Source organism: Caldimonas hydrothermalis (assembly GCF_056746695.1).
The window spans coordinates 549,262-565,997 of record NZ_JBWQXA010000001.1 but is presented as its reverse complement, the minus strand read 5'-3'; the positions used below and the strand labels follow the sequence as shown (position 1 = coordinate 565,997).

At 69.1% G+C, this 16,736-nt stretch carries 19 protein-coding genes; 4 read left to right on the top strand and 15 right to left on the bottom strand.

Annotated features, from left to right (window positions below):
• Nucleotides 1-3: 3 nt before the first annotated feature.
• The 8 genes from AC1ECW_RS02810 to mnmG form a co-directional block, all read right to left on the bottom strand.
• The gene (locus AC1ECW_RS02810) at nucleotides 4-921 is read right to left on the bottom strand and encodes a ParB/RepB/Spo0J family partition protein (RefSeq protein ID WP_409702685.1); all 918 of its coding nucleotides are present in this window, start codon (nucleotides 919-921) and stop codon (nucleotides 4-6) included.
• Between the two features lie 10 nt (nucleotides 922-931).
• The gene (locus tag AC1ECW_RS02805; protein ID WP_409702683.1) at nucleotides 932-1,483 is read right to left on the bottom strand and encodes an RBBP9/YdeN family alpha/beta hydrolase; all 552 of its coding nucleotides are present in this window, start codon (nucleotides 1,481-1,483) and stop codon (nucleotides 932-934) included.
• Nucleotides 1,484-1,503: 20 nt separating this feature from the next.
• Nucleotides 1,504-2,274, bottom strand: a complete 771-nt coding sequence (locus AC1ECW_RS02800; RefSeq protein ID WP_409702681.1) for a ParA family protein — start codon at nucleotides 2,272-2,274, stop codon at nucleotides 1,504-1,506.
• 19 nt (nucleotides 2,275-2,293) lie between these two features.
• Nucleotides 2,294-2,710: a type II toxin-antitoxin system VapC family toxin gene (locus tag AC1ECW_RS02795; protein WP_409702679.1), complete on the bottom strand. Its 417-nt coding sequence runs from the start codon at nucleotides 2,708-2,710 to the stop codon at nucleotides 2,294-2,296.
• A complete protein-coding gene (locus AC1ECW_RS02790) occupies nucleotides 2,707-2,955 on the bottom strand; it encodes a type II toxin-antitoxin system Phd/YefM family antitoxin (RefSeq protein WP_409702677.1) in 249 nt (82 codons plus the stop codon). Before AC1ECW_RS02790 ends, AC1ECW_RS02795 begins: the two co-directional genes overlap by 4 nt.
• A 60-nt stretch (nucleotides 2,956-3,015) precedes the next feature.
• Nucleotides 3,016-3,627: a LysE family transporter gene (locus AC1ECW_RS02785; RefSeq protein WP_481201146.1), complete on the bottom strand. Its 612-nt coding sequence runs from the start codon at nucleotides 3,625-3,627 to the stop codon at nucleotides 3,016-3,018.
• Nucleotides 3,627-4,295 (bottom strand): 16S rRNA (guanine(527)-N(7))-methyltransferase RsmG, encoded by a 669-nt coding sequence (rsmG, locus tag AC1ECW_RS02780; RefSeq protein WP_481201145.1) that lies wholly within the window; start codon nucleotides 4,293-4,295, stop codon nucleotides 3,627-3,629. The genes AC1ECW_RS02785 and rsmG overlap by 1 nt, the downstream gene beginning before the upstream one ends.
• Before the next feature lie 108 nt (nucleotides 4,296-4,403).
• Nucleotides 4,404-6,353, bottom strand: coding sequence for a tRNA uridine-5-carboxymethylaminomethyl(34) synthesis enzyme MnmG (mnmG, locus tag AC1ECW_RS02775; protein ID WP_481201144.1), 1,950 nt, complete (start codon nucleotides 6,351-6,353; stop codon nucleotides 4,404-4,406).
• Between the two features lie 248 nt (nucleotides 6,354-6,601).
• Here mnmG and AC1ECW_RS02770 point away from each other — a divergent pair, with 248 nt between their 5' ends.
• Nucleotides 6,602-6,943, top strand: coding sequence for a hypothetical protein (locus tag AC1ECW_RS02770; protein WP_481201143.1), 342 nt, complete (start codon nucleotides 6,602-6,604; stop codon nucleotides 6,941-6,943).
• A gap of 30 nt (nucleotides 6,944-6,973) precedes the next feature.
• Here the strand turns inward: AC1ECW_RS02770 and AC1ECW_RS02765 are convergent, their stop codons facing one another.
• The 6 genes from AC1ECW_RS02765 to AC1ECW_RS02740 form a co-directional block, all read right to left on the bottom strand.
• Nucleotides 6,974-7,900, bottom strand: coding sequence for a mechanosensitive ion channel family protein (locus AC1ECW_RS02765; protein WP_409702666.1), 927 nt, complete (start codon nucleotides 7,898-7,900; stop codon nucleotides 6,974-6,976).
• Nucleotides 7,901-7,925: 25 nt separating this feature from the next.
• Nucleotides 7,926-9,305, bottom strand: a complete 1,380-nt coding sequence (gene otsA, locus AC1ECW_RS02760) for an alpha,alpha-trehalose-phosphate synthase (UDP-forming) (RefSeq protein WP_409702664.1) — start codon at nucleotides 9,303-9,305, stop codon at nucleotides 7,926-7,928.
• Nucleotides 9,302-11,104, bottom strand: coding sequence for a glycoside hydrolase family 15 protein (locus tag AC1ECW_RS02755; RefSeq protein WP_481201142.1), 1,803 nt, complete (start codon nucleotides 11,102-11,104; stop codon nucleotides 9,302-9,304). The genes otsA and AC1ECW_RS02755 overlap by 4 nt, the downstream gene beginning before the upstream one ends.
• Nucleotides 11,101-11,853: a trehalose-phosphatase gene (gene otsB, locus AC1ECW_RS02750; RefSeq protein WP_481201141.1), complete on the bottom strand. Its 753-nt coding sequence runs from the start codon at nucleotides 11,851-11,853 to the stop codon at nucleotides 11,101-11,103. The genes AC1ECW_RS02755 and otsB overlap by 4 nt, the downstream gene beginning before the upstream one ends.
• Nucleotides 11,854-11,956: 103 nt before the next feature.
• Nucleotides 11,957-12,211, bottom strand: coding sequence for a DUF2061 domain-containing protein (locus AC1ECW_RS02745; RefSeq protein WP_409702658.1), 255 nt, complete (start codon nucleotides 12,209-12,211; stop codon nucleotides 11,957-11,959).
• 72 nt (nucleotides 12,212-12,283) lie between these two features.
• Nucleotides 12,284-14,404, bottom strand: a complete 2,121-nt coding sequence (locus AC1ECW_RS02740; RefSeq protein ID WP_481201140.1) for a sensor histidine kinase — start codon at nucleotides 14,402-14,404, stop codon at nucleotides 12,284-12,286.
• Between the two features lie 217 nt (nucleotides 14,405-14,621).
• On the opposite strand from AC1ECW_RS02740, the gene AC1ECW_RS02735 reads away from it, so the two are divergent.
• Nucleotides 14,622-14,816: a YgaP family membrane protein gene (locus tag AC1ECW_RS02735; protein ID WP_409702654.1), complete on the top strand. Its 195-nt coding sequence runs from the start codon at nucleotides 14,622-14,624 to the stop codon at nucleotides 14,814-14,816.
• A 107-nt stretch (nucleotides 14,817-14,923) separates the two neighbouring features.
• Nucleotides 14,924-15,241, top strand: a complete 318-nt coding sequence (locus AC1ECW_RS02730; RefSeq protein ID WP_481201139.1) for a hypothetical protein — start codon at nucleotides 14,924-14,926, stop codon at nucleotides 15,239-15,241.
• Between the two features lie 114 nt (nucleotides 15,242-15,355).
• Here the strand turns inward: AC1ECW_RS02730 and AC1ECW_RS02725 are convergent, their stop codons facing one another.
• Nucleotides 15,356-15,841 (bottom strand): DUF3237 domain-containing protein, encoded by a 486-nt coding sequence (locus tag AC1ECW_RS02725; protein WP_481201210.1) that lies wholly within the window; start codon nucleotides 15,839-15,841, stop codon nucleotides 15,356-15,358.
• Nucleotides 15,842-15,936: 95 nt separating this feature from the next.
• Between AC1ECW_RS02725 and AC1ECW_RS02720 the strand changes: the two genes are divergently transcribed.
• Nucleotides 15,937-16,716, top strand: a complete 780-nt coding sequence (locus AC1ECW_RS02720; protein WP_481201138.1) for a helix-turn-helix transcriptional regulator — start codon at nucleotides 15,937-15,939, stop codon at nucleotides 16,714-16,716.
• Nucleotides 16,717-16,736: the final 20 nt, after the last annotated feature.

Below are 16,736 nucleotides of genomic sequence, written 5' to 3'. Positions count from 1 at the left end.
GGGTCAGCCTTGCTGCAGCCCCAGCTTCTCGAGCAGGCCGTTGAGCTCGTCGAGCGAGCCGAAGGCGATCGCCACCTCGCCCTGTTCGCCGCGCTTGGTGCGTTTCTTCACCCGGATCTCGACGGCGGCGGTGAGGTGGTCGGAGAGCTGTTCCTCGATGCGCAGCAGGTCGCGCGGCTTGTCTTGCTTCACCCGCAGCAGCGGCGTCTGCCGGGTGTGGGTGGCCCGGGCGACGAGCTTCTCGGCCTCGCGCACGCTGAGCTTCTTCGCGGCGATCTCGTGGGCGCTGAGGATCTGCTGGGCGGGCGCCAGCGGCAGCAGCGCGCGGGCATGGCCCATGTCGAGGTCGCCGGCCATCAGCATCTGTTGCACCGGCTCGGCCAGTTGGAGCAGGCGCAGCAGGTTGGAGGCGGCGCTGCGCGAGCGGCCCACGGCCTGGGCCGCTTGTTCATGGGTGAGTCCGAATTCGTGGATCAGGCGTTGCAGGCCCTGGGCCTCCTCCAGCGGGTTGAGGTCCTCGCGCTGGATGTTCTCGATCAGCGCCATCGCGGCGGCGGCTTCGTCGGGCACGGTCTTGACCAGCACCGGCACCTCGTTCAGGCCCGCGAGCTGGGCGGCACGGAAGCGGCGTTCGCCGGCGATGATCTCGTAGCGGGGGGCTCCGCCGGGGTCGTTGGGCGAGCCCAAGGGGCGGACCAGGATCGGCTGCATGATGCCCTGGGCCTTGATGCTTTCGGCCAGCTCGTACAGCGAGCCTTCGTCCATGCGCGTGCGCGGCTGGTACTTGCCGGGCTGCAGCTGGGAGAGCTTGAGCGTCGAGGGCGTGCCGTCGGCCGATGCGGCGGCCGGGCTGTCGTTCACCTTGGGGCCCAGCAGGGCTTCGAGGCCGAGGCCGAGGCCTTTGGGTTTTTTCGTGACCATGGGCGGGGGTTCAGGAAACGGAAGAGGGGGTGGGGCGCAGCGCGTCGAGCCAGGCGCGGCCCTCGGGCCAGTCGCCCAGGCCGGATGCGTGGTTGAGGTGGCCCCTCGGGCCCAGGCTCACGAGCTGCGCGCCCCATTGCTGGGCCATCTCGGCAGCGCGTTCAGCGCTGCAATAGGGGTCGTCGGTGCTGATGAGCACGGTGGCAGGAAAAGGCAGGCGCTCGCGCACGATGGGGCGCCAGTTGTGCAGCTGCGGCGGGGTGCTCTCGCGCTCGGTGTCGGGCGGGGCCACCAGCAGCGCCCCGGCCACGCGGTCGGTGATGCGCGAATGCGCCGCCCAGGCCGCCACGAGCTGGCAGCCCAGGCTGTGGGCTGCCAGCAGCGCGGGGCTGGCGTCGGCCCGGAGCACCTCCTCCAGCCGGGCCATCCAGTCGCCGCGCCGGGGCCATTCCCAGTCGGCCTGTTCCACGCGCGTGTCCCCGTACAGGGCTTCCCAGCGGCTTTGCCAGTGGTCGGGGCCGGAATCGAGCCAGCCGGGCAGGAGCAGGACACGCAGGGTCATGGGCCGGGATGGTACAGGGCTCACATCGTGGCGATGCGCGCGACCATCTCGCGCGCGAACTCCACATAGGCCTGGGCCCCGCGCGAGGCCGGGTCGAACACCACGCCGGGCTGGCCATAGCTCGGCGCCTCGGCCAGGCGCACGTTGCGCGGGATCACGGTGTTGAACACCTTGTCGGCAAAGTGCTGCTTGAGCTGTTCGCTCACCTGGCTTTGCAGCGTGATGCGCGGGTCGTACATCACGCGCAGCAAGCCGATGATCTTCAGATCGGCATTCAGGTTGGCATGCACCTGCTTGATGGTGTTGACCAGGTCGGTGAGCCCCTCCAGCGCGAAGTACTCGCACTGCATCGGCACGATCACGCCATGGGCGCTGACCAGGCCGTTGAGCGTGAGCATCGACAGCGAGGGCGGGCAGTCGATCAGCACGAAGTCGTAGTCGGCATCGGCGGCGGCCAGCGCGCCTTTGAGCCGGCGGTCGCGGCGCTCCAGATCGACCAGCTCGACCTCGGCGCCGGCCAGCTCGCGGTTGGCGCCGAGCACGTCATAGCCGCCCAGTTCGGAGCGCGCGCGGGCCTCGGCCACCGAGGCGGATTCGAGCAGCACGTCGTACACCGACAAGGGCAGGGTGCGCTTGTCCACGCCCGAGCCCATCGTGGCATTGCCCTGGGGGTCGAGGTCGACCAGCAGCACGCGCTGGCCGACCTTGGCCAGGCCGGCGGCGAGGTTGACGGCGGTGGTCGTCTTGCCGACGCCGCCTTTTTGGTTGGCAATGCAGAAGATCTTGGCCATGGGCAGGGCTTGTGCAGGCTCAGAGTTCGATGAGTTCGACGCCCACGGCACGGGCGGCGCGTTGCAAGGCGGTGTCCAGCGTGGCCAGCGGCAGGCGGCGGCGCATCGCGAGGTCGAGGTAGCTGGCGTCGTAGACGGAGAGGGCGTGTTCGCGGGCCAGGTGCAGTGTGTCGGCGCGGGCCCGCTCGGGCGGGGCGGCGTCGGTGTCGATGCGCAACTGTCTGAGCAGGTCGAGGTAGGCCTCCACCTCGGTTTGTGTCAGGCGGCGGCGGCGTTCGGCGCTGAGCACGATGTTGCCGATCTCCAGGTGCCACAGCGCAGGCACGACGGCGCCGTGGTCCTGCACGCGGCGGAAAAGGCGATCGCCGGCCTCGCTGGCTTCGTCCTCGAAACACCAGGTGAGGGCGCTGGAGGCATCGAGCACCACGGGGCTCATCCCTTGCGGCCCTCGTCGCGCAGCACGCGCCAATCCATGCCCAGGCGTCGTCCGGCACGCTGTTCACGCATGCGCTCCAGCAGATCCTGGCCCGCGGCTGGGGGGTGGGACGTGGACTGAACGGGCAGCAGACGTGCCACGGGTCGGCCGTGCTTGGTGATCACGACCTCCTCGCCGTGTTCGACCCGATCCAGCAGGGCCGACAGATGGGTCTTGGCTTCGAAGGCGCCGATGGTGACAGACATCAATTCAACTGGTTGAAACAACTGGTTGGATTGTCCTATGGGCGGAGGTGGGCGTCAAGCTCAGTTCGTCGTCAGTCGGATGCCAAAGCCGATCAGGAAGACACCGGCGAGGCGCTCCAGCCATGTCGCCACCCGCCGGTGGGCGCGCACTTTGGCGGCGATGGCGTGGGCGAAGGCGCACAGGCTCAGGCAGTAGAGGGCGGTGAGCGCCGCGATCGTGACGGCCATTGCAGCGAAGGTGACCACGCCCTGGTGGCGGGCCGGGTCGATGAACAGCGGGAAGAAGGCCATGTAGAAGACGATGGCCTTGGGATTGAGCACGGTGATCAGCGTGGCCTGGCGGAAGTAGCGGCCGGTTTCCATCTGCACGACGGGCGTCGCGCCGTCCCGGGCGCGCAAGAGCTTGAGGCCGATCCAGCACAGGTAGGCGGCGCCGGCGTACTGCACGGCCTGGAAGAGGGTGGGATGGGTGGCCAGCAGGGCGGCCACGCCGGCCACGGCCAGCCACAGCAGGATCTGGTCGCCCACGATCAGCCCGGCGGTGGCGGCAGCGCCGGCGCGGAAGCCGCCCTTGCCGGTGGCGGTGAGCAGGGCGAAGGTGCCTGGGCCGGGCAGGGCCAGAAAGATGAGGATGGCGGCGCAGTAGGCGCCGAAGTCGGAGATGCCGAACATCAGGGGGCCTCGGTGGGGGAAGGGGTGTCGGTGGAGCGGGGGCGCATCCAGACCAGGCAACGCTCTGCGTCCAGGCCGGGCACGGTCAACGGTTCCACGTGAAACACCGCCACATCTTCGGGCAATTCGGCGGCCTCTGCTTCCGGGATCTTGCCCTTCATGGCCATCCAGACGCCGCCGGCGCGCAGGTGCTGGCGGGTGAGGGCGACGAAGTCGGCCAGCGAGGCGAAGGCCCGGGAGGTGACCACGTCGGCCTGTTGCGGGGGCAATGCTTCGACCCGGGCATGTTCGGCGCGGAGGTTCTTGAGGTCGAGTTCGACGGCAACCTGGCGGATGAAGCTCGCCTTCTTGGCCACCGTGTCCACACAGGTGACCTGGGCTTGTGGCAGGGCAATGGCGACCACCACCCCGGGCAGGCCGGCGCCGGCGCCAACGTCGAGCAGCCGGAAGGGCCGCTCAGCACCGAAGCGGGCTGTGAGTGCAGGGACGACCGCGAGGCTGTCTAGGAGGTGGTGGGTCAACATCTCCTCGGGGTTGCGGACGGCGGTGAGGTTGTAGACGCGGTTCCACTTGGCGATGAGCGTCTGGTAGGCGAGGAGGCGGTCCACCTGTGTCGGGCTCAGAGGGAGGCCGAGCTTGGTGAGGCCGGATTGGAGGGCGGGTTTCATTGGGTTTGCAAGTTGGCCTGATGCGGCGGTGGTTGCCCTTCACCATTGGCGGGGCGGGACCCGGCATGGTGAATTGGCCACAGAAGTGCCGAAAAGCGGGCTCGACCCTCAGGCGGCCCGCTCCTCCCCAAACCCCTTGAACCGTCCCTTCTTCAGGTGAATCAGCAACAGCGAAATCGCCGCCGGCGTGATCCCCGAGATCCGGGACGCCTGGCCCAGGGTTTCCGGCCGGTGCTGGCTCAGCTTCTGCCTCACCTCGTGGCTCAGAGCCGTCACCTGCGAATAGTCCAGATCGGCCGGCAGCTTGAGGTGCTCGTAGGCCAGGGCGCGCTGCACCTCCTCGTTCTGCTTGTCGATGTAGCCGGCGTACTTGATGCTGATCTCCACCTGCTCGATCACGGCATCGGCCAGGGTCCTGCCCAGCTCGGCGCGGAGCGTTTCACGTGAAACACCGGCCTCGGGTTTGGCGATCGCGGTTACCTCGGCCAGGGTGTCGTAGCGGACACCGGGGCGGCGCAGCAGGTCGCTGAGGTTGTACTCATGCTCCAAGGCTTTGCCAAGCAAGCGTTCGGCGTCGGCGGCGGGCAGGATCTGGGGGTTGACCCAGGTGGACTTCAAACGTTCGGTTTCACGTGAAACGGCATCCCGCTTGCGGTTGAAGGCTGCCCACCGCGCATCGTCCACCAGCCCAAGCTGTCGGCCGATCTCGGTCAGGCGCAGGTCGGCGTTGTCCTCGCGCAGTTGCAGGCGGAACTCGGCCCGGCTGGTGAACATGCGGTAGGGCTCAGACACACCCTTGGTGATGAGGTCATCGACCAGCACCCCCAGGTAGGCCTGGTCACGGCGCGGCAACCAGGGCTCGCGGCCTTGCACCTGCAGCGCGGCATTGATGCCGGCGAACAGGCCCTGGGCGGCCGCTTCCTCATAGCCGGTAGTGCCGTTGATCTGGCCGGCGAAAAAGAGCCCGCGGATGGCGCGGGTCTCGAAGCTGGGCTTCAGCTCACGCGGGTCGAAATAGTCGTACTCGATCGCATAGCCCGGCCGCAGGATGTGGGCGTTCTCCAGTCCCGGCATCGAGCGCACGGCGGCGAGCTGGATGTCGAAAGGCAGGGAGGTCGAGATGCCGTTGGGGTAGAACTCGTTCGTCGTGAGGCCCTCCGGTTCCAGAAAGATCTGGTGGGAGGTCTTGTCGGCGAAGCGGTTGATCTTGTCCTCGATGCTCGGGCAATAGCGCGGGCCCACGCCCTCGATGATGCCGGTGAACATCGGGCTGCGATCGAAGCCCGAGCGGATGATCTCGTGGGTGCGTTCGTTGGTGTGGGTGATCCAGCACGGCACCTGACGCGGGTGCTGCGAGGCATCGCCCAGGAAGCTGAACACCGGCACGGGGTCGAGGTCGCCGGGCTGTTCGGTGAGCTTCGAAAAATCGATGGTGCGGCCGTCGATGCGCGGCGGCGTGCCCGTCTTCAGGCGCCCTTGCGGCAGCTTCAGCTCCTTGAGCCGGGCCGACAGCGACACGGCCGGCGGGTCACCGGCACGGCCGGCGCTGTAGTTCTGCAGGCCCACATGGATGCGGCCGTCCAGGAAGGTGCCGGCCGTGAGCACCACGGTGCGGCTGCGAAAGCGCACGCCCACTTGCGTCACCGCGCCCACCACGCGGTCGCCTTCGACCATCAGGTCGTCGACGGCCTGCTGGAAGAGCCAGAGGTTCGGCTGGTTCTCCAGCCGGCGGCGGATGGCGGCCTTGTACAGTACGCGGTCGGCCTGGGCGCGGGTGGCGCGCACGGCCGGGCCCTTGGAGCTGTTGAGGATGCGGAACTGGATGCCGGCCTCGTCGGTGGCCGCGGCCATCGCCCCGCCCAGGGCATCGATCTCCTTGACCAGGTGGCCCTTGCCGATGCCGCCGATGGACGGGTTGCAGCTCATCTGGCCCAGCGTCTCGATGTTGTGGGTCAGCAGCAGGGTGGTGCAGCCCATGCGGGCGGCCGCCAGTGCCGCCTCGGTGCCGGCATGGCCGCCACCGACGACGATGACGTCGAATTCCTGGGGGTAGAGCATGGAGGGTCTCCGCGGCATCGCCGGCGCCGGGCCCGGCACCACGCAGCGCAATGCCGGCCACGCGGGCAAACCTCCTATTTTAGGCTGTGCCGACCCCCATCACCGGCGCAGGGTTGCCCGGGCCGGACCGTGAGTCCTGCTGCGGCGCTCCCACCAAAGGGGGAGGGAGGGTAAACCCGAGTGAATGCCGCAGACCGATGCCGACAATGGAGGGCTTTGTGGTGCGCGGCCCGATGGCCTGAAGAACAATGACAACGCTCCCGTCGAGTGCCTCGTCGCCGCCCCTGAGCCGGCAGACGCTGGGCCAGTGGGCCGTCGACGCCGATGAGCTGGCGCGGGCCTGGCGTGTGCTGTACGACGCCCAGGCGCCCCGACTGCCCTGGGGCCAGCGCTTGTTCGCGCTGTCCTCGCTGTTTCCGGCGCGGCCCTCGGCCTGGCTGCTGGCGCTGGAGGCGCGGCTGTGCGCGCTGGAGGGCCAGGTCCGCCGCCTCGGTCTGGCGCTGGACGACAAAGCCTTCGCTGTGGCCGCGCAGGCGCCGCTGCTGGTGCACGAGGACGCCTACCTGTTCCCGTCCGACACGCGTTGGTGAGGGCTGCGGGCGGATGTGCCGCCGCGGCGCTCATCCCCCGGCCGTGGCCGGGGCGCTCACCACTTGGGCCTGCACCGCAAAGGCGGGGGCGCTGCCGTCCTTGGCCTGGCCTGCATAGACGGTGAGGTGCGGGTAGGGGATCTCGATGCCGGCTTCGTCGAAGGCTTTCTTCAGGCGGCGCAGGTATTCGCGGCGCACCCCCCATTGCTCGATCGGCGCGCAGCGCAGGCGGCAGCGGATCACCACCGCCGAGTCGGCCCACTGCTCCACGCCGGCCATCTCCAGCTCGCCCAGGATGCGCGGGCCGTAGGTCTCGTCCTGGCGCATCTGCTTGGCCACCTCGTGCATGACGGCCATGACCTGGTCCACATCCTCGCGGTAGGCCACGCCGATGTCCATCACCGCGTTGGCGTAGCCGCGTGTCATGTTGGTGACGACCGAGATGGTGCCGTTGGGGATGAAATGCACGTTGCCGCTGTAGTCGCGCAGTTGCACGAAGCGCAGCGTCACTTCCTCGACCACGCCGGCATGGCTGCCCAGCTGCACCACGTCGCCCTGGCGGATCTGGTTCTCCAGCAGGATGAAGAAGCCGGTGAAATAGTCCTTCACCAGGCTTTGTGCGCCAAAGCCGACGGCCAGGCCCACCACGCCGGCGGCGCCAAGGATGGGGGCGACCGACACGCCGAGCTCCGACAGGATGAGCATCGAGGCCACGAGCGTGACGACCACGCTGACGATGTAGCGGCACACCCGGCCCAGGGTCTGCGCACGCTTGACGGCCTCGCGGTCGTCGATGCGGGCGGTCAGGCGCTCGCGGAAGAGCCGGATGGCCCGGTGCAGCAGCCCCACGACGATCCAGGCCACGAGGGCGATGACCGTGATCCGCACCGCGATCGCTGTGTAGTCCCCGAGGCTGCTCCACAGGGCGCCGGCAGCGGCGATCAGGTCTTCTTGCATGCGGGAACACTCCTTTCCATGAGGGTCAGTCGCCAGCCTGGGCGAGGGTGTCGAGGAAACGGCGGCGCCACCAGTGCACGTCGTGCTCGCGGATGCGCGCCAGCAGGGCCTGATGGCGGCGCTGGCGCTCTTCCAGCGGCATGCGCAGCGCCTGCTGGACGGCCTGCGCCGTGCCGTGCACGTCGTAGGGGTTCACCAGCAGCGCCTCCTTCAATTGCTCGGCCGCACCGGCAAAGCGCGAGAGCACCAGCACGCCGGGGTCGTCCGGGTTCTGTGCGGCGATGTACTCCTTGGCCACGAGGTTCATGCCGTCGCGCAGCGGCGTGACCAGGCCCACGTCGGCCGCGCGGCACAGGCCGGGGATGCGCTTGCGCGCCACGGTGCGGTGGATGTAGCGCACCGGCATCCAGTCGAGGTCGCCGAAGTCGCCGTTGATCGCGCCGCACAGGCCTTCGAGCTCCTGGCGGATGTCGGCATAGGCGTCCACGCTTTCGCGCGTGGGCGAGGCGATCTGGATCAGCGTGGCGCTGTGGCGGTTCTCGGGGTAGTGCTGGAGCAGCTCGCGAAAGGCGCGCACACGGTGCGGGATGCCCTTGGAGTAGTCGAGGCGGTCCACGCCGATCAGCAGCCGCCGGCGCGAGTACTGCTCGCGCATGGTGTCATAGGTCTCGCAGGCCTCGCGGGCATGGGCCAGGCGCATGAACTCGTCCACGTCGATGCCGATGGGAAAGGCCTGGGCCATCGTGGTGCGGCCGAAGGCGCGGTAGCGGTCCTCGCCCAGCACCTGGGCATCGGCCTCGTTGCGCACATAGCGCGAGAAGTGCTGCACGTCGATGGTGGATTGGAAGCCCACCAGGTCGTAGGCGAACAGGGCGCGGATGAGCCATTCGTGCTGCGGGATGGCCGCCAGGATCTGCGGCGGCGGCAGCGGGATGTGCAGGAAAAAGCCGATACGTTGCGTGCAGCCCATCGCGCGCAGCTCGGCCGCCAGCGGGATGAGGTGGTAGTCGTGCACCCAGATCAGGTCGTCGGGCTGCAGCAGCGACATCAGCTTGCCCGCGAACAGCCGGTTCACGCGCCGGTAGCCGGCAATGTAGCCCGCGTCGAAATCGGCCAGGTCGAGCCGGTAGTGGAACACCGGCCAGAGCACCCCGTTGCTGTAGCCCAGGTAGTAGCTGTCATGGTCTTCGCGCGAGAGGTCCACCGTGGCCAGCGTGACGCGGCCCGCGCGCTGCAGTTGCGGGCCGCGGCCCTCGGGCTGGCCAGGCTCGACGATCTTCCCGCTCCAGCCGAACCACAGACCGCCGGTGTCGTTCAGGGCCTCTCCCAGCGCGACGGCCAGGCCGCCGGCGGCGCTCTTGCGTGGGTCGGCCACGCGGTTGGACACGACCACGAGGCGGCTCATACGACACTGTCCCAGGGCGCGGACAGGCGCACCGCGCCGTTGATGATGCCCACCATCGAATAGGTCTGTGGGTAATTGCCCCAGAGCTCGCCGGTGTGCGGGTGGGTGTCCTCCGACATCAGGCCCAGGGGGTTGCGCGTGGCCAGCAAGGCCTCGAAGATCTCGCGGGCCTGCGGCTTGCGGCCGATGCGCGCCAGCGCGTCGATGCGCCAGAAGCTGCAGATGTTGAAGGCGGTCTCGGGTTTGCCGAAGTCGTCGGCCGCTTCGTAGCGGCGCATGTAGGGGCCGTCGCACAGGTGCTTTTCCAGTGCATCGACGGTGGCGATGAAGCGCGGGTCTTTCGGGTCGATGAAGTTCACTTCGGCCATCAGCAGCACGCTGGCGTCCAGGTCGCGTCCGCCGAAGCTCTCGACGAAAGCCTGTCGCTGCTCGCTCCAGCTTTCGGCCAGGATGCGCTCGCGCAGGCGCTTCGCGTGCATAGACCAGTAGCCCGCGCGATCGCTGAGCCCGAGCGTCAGGGCGATCTTGGCCAGGCGGTCGCAGGCGGCCCAGCACATCAGCGCCGAGGAGGTGTGGACGCGGGCACGGGTGCGCAGCTCCCACATGCCGGCGTCGGGCTGGTCGAACACGCGCACGGCCTGCTCGCCCACCGCCTCGAGGTGCTCGAACTCGGCCAGGCCGGCACGGTGCAGCAAGCGTGCATCGTGGAAGGCCTGGGCGGCGCCCAGCACCACGTTGCCGTAGACGTCGTGCTGGAAGTGTTCGGCCGCCTGGTTGCCCACGCGCACCGGGCCCATGCCGCGATAGCCGGGCAGGTGGTCCAGCAGCGACTCGGGCAGCTCGCGTTCCAGGCCCACGCCGAACAGCGGCTGGATGTGTCCGCCGCGGGCCTGCGCGACGACATTGGACAGCCAGCGCAGGTAGTCCTCCAGCGTGCCCACCTCGGACAGGCTGTTGAGCGCGCGCACGACGAAAAAGGCATCGCGCAGCCAGCAGTAGCGGTAGTCCCAGTTGCGGCCGCTGTGCGGCGCCTCGGGGATGCTGGTGGTCATCGCGGCAACGATGGCGCCGGTGTCCTCGAACAGCGAGAGCTTGAGCGTGATGGCCGCGCGGATCACCGCGTCTTGCCACTCCAGCGGGATGTGCAGGCGCTGGCTCCAGTGGCGCCAGTAGGCGGCGGTCTCCTGCTCGAAATGGCGTGCGGTGTCACCGATGCCCTCGGCCAGGGTCTCGTCGGGGCCCAGCAGGAAGTTGTATTCGCGCGTGACGACGAAGGGCTGCTGCGACAGCACGTAGGACAACGGGGCGTCGGTGTTCAGGCGCAGCGTCAGGGTGTCGCCCACGAAGCGCAGGTGGTTGCTGCCCTGGGTGAGCGCGGGCGAGCGCCGGCCCCAGTCGAAGCGCGGGTTCAGGCGCACGCGCAGGCGCGGTGCGCCGACCAGGGGGCGTACACGGCGCACCATCATCATCGGCCGGAAATAGCGCGAGCGCGACTGGAAGCGCGGCGCGAAGTCGGTGATCTCCAGGCGCTGGCCGTGCGTGTCGGTGAGCACGGTGCGCAGAATCGCCGTGTTGGGCACATAGGCCTGCTCGGCTGAGGCGAAATCCTCGAGTTCGAAGGCCCAGTCGCTGCCGCGCTCGGAGGGGTCGAGCAGGGCGTTGAACACCGGGTCGCCGTCGAAGCGGGGCAGGCAGCACCACACCATGCGGGCGCGTTCGTCGATCAGCGCGCTGTAGGCGCAGTTGCCGATCACCCCCAGGCGCAGCGAGGGCGGGGCCGGGGGGGCGAATCCCTTCATGCCGCGCTCCCTTCGGTGCGGCCCGCCAGGTGCCGCGACCACTGGGCCAGGGCCTGGTGCAGCTCGGCCGGGCCGGCCAGGCGCCGTGGGGCGCAGCTCGGACCCTCGCCGACCTTGCAAGCCTGGCCGCCCAGGCGCAGCACGGTCTCGAAGCCGGCCTCGTCGGTGAGGTCATCGCCCGCGAAGGCGGGCTCGCGGCCGGCAAAGGGCCGTTCGGCCAGGAAGCGCTCGATCGCATGGCCCTTGTGGACGCCCGCGGGCTTGACCTCGAACACGCACTTGCCGTGCAGCAGCTCCAGCCCCGGCTGCGCGGCAACCAGCTCGGCCAGGCGCTGCCGGCAGGCGTCGGCCGCTTCGGGCGCATGACGGTAGTGCAAGGCCAAGGCCACCGCCTTGCGTTCGAGCTGCAGGCCGGGGTGCTCGGCCTGCAAGGCCCGCGCAGCCGCCTCGACTGGGGCCAGCGCCGGGGCGGCCAGTTGCCAGCGCCGGCCATCGGGCTGCCGGCCCTGGGCCCCGTGGATGCCGGCCACCGGCAGGCGCAGCGGGGCCAGGAAACGGTCGATGTCGTCCACCGGGCGGCCGGTGACGATGGCCAACGCGCCGTCGAGCTGTTCGTGCAGCCGGCCGAGCAGCTCCACCAAGCCGGGTTCGATGCGCACGTCCTGCGGCTGGGCGGCCAGGTCGGCCAGCGTGCCGTCGAAATCGAGAAAGAGGGCGATCGGACGCCCGTTACATTGAGGCCAATGCATCGGCCCGACCTTAGCAGAGTCCGCCCGACCGTGCCGTCAGTCAGTGGCTGACAGCGACGGTCTCGGTCCGCCGCCGCCAAGGGGGGGCGGGCGGCCCCCAGGCTCAGCGCGCCGGTGCTGGGCGGGAGCAGAGCTTATCGGGTTGGCGGCCGCGAGAAAAGTGAGCGCCCGCACAGCCGCATAGCCTTCCCCACACGGGATGACCCCAGTAGCGGTCGAAGAAGTAAAAGGCCACGGTATTGGCCAGCGGCTCCAGCAGGCTGATCGCCCCGGCAATGGCCACGTCGCCGGTGAGCGCATAGCCGATCCCGAAGGCGATGGACAAATGCATCAGACCGAAACAAACAGTCTTGACCATGAGGAACTCCGTTGCGAATGCGTCTTATTGAATAGTCTGACGCTGTTGGAGTTCTGATTCCAATTGATCGAATCAATTTTCAGGATAGGGCGCAGTCGGCAAGTCCAGGGTGAACGTGCTGCCTTGGCCGGGCTGGCTGTCCACCCGGATCTCCCCATCCATCAACCGGGCCAGGCCCTGGGACAGCGCCAGGCCCACACCGGCGCCGTCGATGCGACCGTGCTCACGGCCCAGGCGGTTGAAGGGGGTGAAGAGTTCGCCCTGGCGCTCGGGCGCGATGCCCGGCCCGGTGTCGCGCACGGACACGGTGACGCGGTGGGGCCCGGCCTGCGCGTGCACCCAGACTTGGCCCCCGGGCTGGTTGTACTTGATGGCATTGCCCACCAGGTTGAGCAGCACCTGGCGCAGGCGCTGGCGGTCGCCCTGCACCCTCAGGCCGCCGGGGGGCGGGGCGTGCAACAGGACGCGCGCCGCGCCGGCCTGGGGCCGCAGCATGCTCAGGCATTCGTCGAGCACATCGTCCAGCGGCACGAGCTCCCGGCGCACCAGCAAGGCCCCGGCTTCGATGCGGGTGAGGTCGAGCAGGTCGGTGATCATGCCCAGCAGGTGCTGGCCGGCCGCATGGATGTGCTCCACCCATTGGCGCCGTGACGGCGGCAGGTTCAGGCCCGGGTCGTCGCGCAGGAGCTGCGCAAAACCCAGCACCGCATTGAGCGGGGTGCGCAGTTCATGGCTCATGTGCGACAGAAAGAGCGTCTTGGCCCGATTGGCCGCCTCGGCCGCCGCGCGGGCGCGCCGTGCGTCCTCCAGCCGGGCCAGTTCGGCCTGCATGTGCTTGCGCTCGGTGGTGTCGGTGAGGAAGCCGTGAAAGAGCACGCTGCCGTCCTCCTCGCGCTCCGGGCTCGAATGCCCCAGCACCCAGCGCACCGAGCCGTCGTGGTGCAGGTAGCGGAACTCGTACATCCAGGGCTGCACACCAGCGCCGGCTTCGAAGATGGACGCGATCAGGCCCGGGCGGTCCTCGTCGTGCACGCGCTCGATGAGCTTCATCACATCGTCTTGCACCTCGGCCAGAGGCACGCCGAACAGGGCTTCGAAGTTGTCGCTGGCATAGGGGAAGCTCATGCGAGCGTCCGGGTGGAGCCGGAACTGGTAGAGCACGCCGGGGGCCTGGCGTGCAAGCTTGCGCAGCTTGGACAGCGCCTCATCGGTGGCTGCCTGCTGCGCCAACGTGGCGCTCATGTCGGTGATGATGCCCACCGAGCGGCGGGCGCGGCCGTCGGGCCCGCGGTCGATCACCTTGCCGCGCAGGAGCACCCAGCGGTAGCTGCCATCGGCCGCGCGCACCCGGTGCCGGCTGAGCATCATCGGGGCGTCGCCGCGCAGGTGGCGCCGGATCGCCGCGCGGCAGCCAGGCAGATCGTCGGGATGGATCAGCGCCTCCCAGTCGGCGATGCCGGGGCCGACATCGCCCTCGGCATAGCCGAGCACCGCCAGGCCCACGCGCGAGTAGTACACGCGGTCGTGCTCGTGGTCCCAGTCCCACACGCCGTCGCCGGCGCTTTCCAGGGCGAACTGCCAGCGCGCCTCGCTCAGGCGCAGGGCGTCCTCGGCCTGGCGCCGGCCCGCCTCGCTGCGGGCGGCCACGGTCAGTGCCGCGCAGGTGGACAGCAGCGGTTGCAGGGTCTGGACGAGGCCATCGTCGTAGCCGCCGGGCCGGTTGGCCACGCCGACCATGCCCAGCAGTTCGTCGCCGCGGAAGAAGGGCAGGCCCAGGAAGTTGTCCATCACCCGGTGCCCGGGCGGCAGCCCGCCCGAGCGCGGATCCTGGCGGGGATCGTTGGACAGCACCGGCTGGCCGCTTTGGATCACCCGCCCGAACAGGGAGTCGAGGGCGCGGAAGACCAGTCGGCCCTCGTGATGCAAGGCCATCATCTGCCGCGAGGCGTCGTCCCAGGCGATATCGGAGATCGCCAGCATGCGCAAGGCGGGCGTGGCCTGGCCCGGCTCGTGCCAGAGCTCGCCGATGAAGCCATACCCGCTGTCGGTCATGCGCAACAAGACCTCCAGCAAGCGATCGAAGGCGCAGCGCAGATTGGCTTCTTCAATGAATTGCCGCTGTACCTGTTCGATGGCCGCCAGCAAAGCCTCGGCCGTCATCGAGGGGGCAGGACTGGCGGGACGGGGGCTCAAGGCGCAATGAGTGAACGAACAGCTGGCTTGTGCCTTTAAATGTAAACAGAGCCGGCGGATCTGTGGGGCAGGGCGAGCCCCAGCCCCGCGGCGCGGTGTGCATTCCGTCTGGCAGCAGCCGGTTTTGACGTCGATCAAGGTTCGCCGCGAAGCGCCGGGCACACTGAAAGCCTTCGTCCAAGGAACACCCTCGGCAGGGTGTAAAGGAGCGTGCCGCATGAAAGCCAATGTAGGCGGGATCGACCGCATCGCGCGGATCGCCGTGGGATTGGTGTTGATCGCCTTGGCGGCGACGAACACCGTGGGGCTGTGGGGCTACATCGGCGTGGTGCCCTTGTTGACGGGCTTGTTCCGGGTGTGTCCGCTGTACAGCCTGCTGGGCGTGAACACCTGCCCGATGGACCGGCGCTGATGCCCAGGGCGCCGGGCAGGTGCCCGGCGGGGGGGGCTGGTGCCTGAAGGGGGCTGGCGCGCCGCTTGCTAGACAGGGTGGGCGTATCCCCATGCAGGAGTCCGAGCGTGAACGCAAGCCCTTCGGAAAATGATCGTCTGGCCATTGCCGCGCACTTGCATGTGCTGTTGCGCCGCAAATTGGGGCGCGTGACAGACACCGAGTGGATGGCCGTCGACGCGAGCTACGCCCAAGAGATCGTCCGCCTGTGCCGCGCGCAGGCCGATGCCGAACTGCAGGCCTGGGCTGACAAGCTCGAACGCGCGGTGCCCGGTGTGCGACCCAAACCCCCGGCGTCCGAAGAGGTGGCTTTGTCTGCGCCCAGTGCGCTGGCCCATCGGCGTGCGGCACCGATCGAGCAGCGCTACGTCGGGCGTTTGCGCTGAAGCGCGCAGCCGGCCGCCGAACCTGGGGCCGGGCGCATGCGGGTAAGCGCCGATGGGGACGGCCCAATGCTTACATAACATAAGCATTGGGCCGTGCGGGGGCGCGGCCTCCTGTCACGTCAATCGGTACACGTCCAGCACGACCCGATGCGCCTGCCGCTGTCCGCTCGCCACGGCCATCACCGCGTTGAGGTGCGCCCAGTGCGGCGCGCCCGTGGTGAAGCGCATCAGCGTGCGAAAGAAATAGGCGTCGGCCGGCACATCTTGTCCTTGCGCCAGCCGGGCCATGACCTCAGGCGGGCCGTGGCGCAAGCCTTCGCTGCGCACTTCGACCAAAGCGCCATCGTGCAGTCGCAAGGCGTAATGGGCGGCGATCTCCAGCACGCCGTCGGCGCGGGCCCATTGCCAATCCACGCCGCCGGGCACGATCTGGCCATTGAGCTCGGGGCCTTGCACGGTGCCGCCGTGCAAGGGAACGAAGCGGCGTTCGCCGCTGGGGCACGGGCCCAAGCTGGTGAGGGGGCCGACCTCACATGCCACTTGGGCCATGAAGATCAGTCCGGGGCGGGCGCCAGCAGGGGCCAATGGAGCGGGCGTCATGGACATAGGGGGCGCGCGCGAAGTCTGAGAGCCGGTCACGATAGGGCCGCAGTGTCCCCAGGCTCGTCATCCGTGAGGATGACGGCGCCACCGCGATGAAGGTCTGGGCGCTGCCGTCGCTGGCGGCCACGCCACGCGCGGGACCGGCGATGATCGAGCCGATGATCTCGGCTTTGGGCCGCCCGGACTTTGCGCGTGTGGCCTTGGAGGCGATCCAGGCCGGCTTGGTGGCTGGGTCCTGGGCGGTGTATCAGCTGTGGCCTGGGCGTGCGCCGCGCCTGCATCTTTCGGCCAGCCGCCAGGCGCAGGACCACACGGGCGAGTGTTTTGCGTTGTACCGCGACCTGGGCTTGTACCGCGCCGACGGCAGCTTCGATGCGGTGCGCGCCCGCCACGGCTTTGGCGCGGCGGTACTGTGCATGCATGCCGACGAGGCGCCCAGCGCTTTGCACCGCGAGGCCATTTACCGCCGCCACGGCATGGTCGAACGCTTGTCGGTTGCCGAGCGGCAGCCCGACGGCTCGGTGCTGGCGCTCAATGTTTATCACCATCAAGGCCAAGGCTGCTTCGATGGCCGGGAGCTCGATCACTTTATCGACGCGGCGCCGTGTCTGCTGGCCTGCGTCAAGCGGCATCTCCAATGGCGCGCCGAGTCGCGCGCCGACAGCCCGCGCGAGCGCTTGCAGGCCCGCTGTCCGGGGCTGACGGCGCGCGAGCTCGATGTGCTGGAGCGCCTGTTGCGCGGCTGGAGCTACGAGGGCATCGCTGCCGACTTGGGGGTGTCGGTGGCCACCGTCAAAACCTACCGGGCGCGCGCCTTTGCGCGCCTGGGGCTGCATTTCAAGAGCGAGCTGTTCGCCGCCCTGCGCGACTGAGGCCGCTGGCGTGCTTTGTC

What these genes read in the sequence shown, in the direction of transcription:
- AC1ECW_RS02810 (WP_409702685.1), bottom strand. Translation starts at nt 921, where the DNA reads ATGGTCACGAAAAAACCCAAAGGCCTCGGCCTCGGCCTCGAAGCCCTG.
- AC1ECW_RS02805 (WP_409702683.1), bottom strand. Translation starts at nt 1,483, where the DNA reads ATGACCCTGCGTGTCCTGCTCCTGCCCGGCTGGCTCGATTCCGGCCCC.
- AC1ECW_RS02800 (WP_409702681.1), bottom strand. Translation starts at nt 2,274, where the DNA reads ATGGCCAAGATCTTCTGCATTGCCAACCAAAAAGGCGGCGTCGGCAAG.
- AC1ECW_RS02795 (WP_409702679.1), bottom strand. Translation starts at nt 2,710, where the DNA reads ATGAGCCCCGTGGTGCTCGATGCCTCCAGCGCCCTCACCTGGTGTTTC.
- AC1ECW_RS02790 (WP_409702677.1), bottom strand. Translation starts at nt 2,955, where the DNA reads ATGTCTGTCACCATCGGCGCCTTCGAAGCCAAGACCCATCTGTCGGCC.
- AC1ECW_RS02785 (WP_481201146.1), bottom strand. Translation starts at nt 3,627, where the DNA reads ATGTTCGGCATCTCCGACTTCGGCGCCTACTGCGCCGCCATCCTCATC.
- rsmG (WP_481201145.1), bottom strand. Translation starts at nt 4,295, where the DNA reads ATGAAACCCGCCCTCCAATCCGGCCTCACCAAGCTCGGCCTCCCTCTG.
- mnmG (WP_481201144.1), bottom strand. Translation starts at nt 6,353, where the DNA reads ATGCTCTACCCCCAGGAATTCGACGTCATCGTCGTCGGTGGCGGCCAT.
- AC1ECW_RS02770 (WP_481201143.1), top strand. Translation starts at nt 6,602, where the DNA reads ATGACAACGCTCCCGTCGAGTGCCTCGTCGCCGCCCCTGAGCCGGCAG.
- AC1ECW_RS02765 (WP_409702666.1), bottom strand. Translation starts at nt 7,900, where the DNA reads ATGCAAGAAGACCTGATCGCCGCTGCCGGCGCCCTGTGGAGCAGCCTC.
- otsA (WP_409702664.1), bottom strand. Translation starts at nt 9,305, where the DNA reads ATGAGCCGCCTCGTGGTCGTGTCCAACCGCGTGGCCGACCCACGCAAG.
- AC1ECW_RS02755 (WP_481201142.1), bottom strand. Translation starts at nt 11,104, where the DNA reads ATGAAGGGATTCGCCCCCCCGGCCCCGCCCTCGCTGCGCCTGGGGGTG.
- otsB (WP_481201141.1), bottom strand. Translation starts at nt 11,853, where the DNA reads ATGCATTGGCCTCAATGTAACGGGCGTCCGATCGCCCTCTTTCTCGAT.
- AC1ECW_RS02745 (WP_409702658.1), bottom strand. Translation starts at nt 12,211, where the DNA reads ATGGTCAAGACTGTTTGTTTCGGTCTGATGCATTTGTCCATCGCCTTC.
- AC1ECW_RS02735 (WP_409702654.1), top strand. Translation starts at nt 14,622, where the DNA reads ATGAAAGCCAATGTAGGCGGGATCGACCGCATCGCGCGGATCGCCGTG.
- AC1ECW_RS02725 (WP_481201210.1), bottom strand. Translation starts at nt 15,841, where the DNA reads ATGACGCCCGCTCCATTGGCCCCTGCTGGCGCCCGCCCCGGACTGATC.
- AC1ECW_RS02720 (WP_481201138.1), top strand. Translation starts at nt 15,937, where the DNA reads ATGAAGGTCTGGGCGCTGCCGTCGCTGGCGGCCACGCCACGCGCGGGA.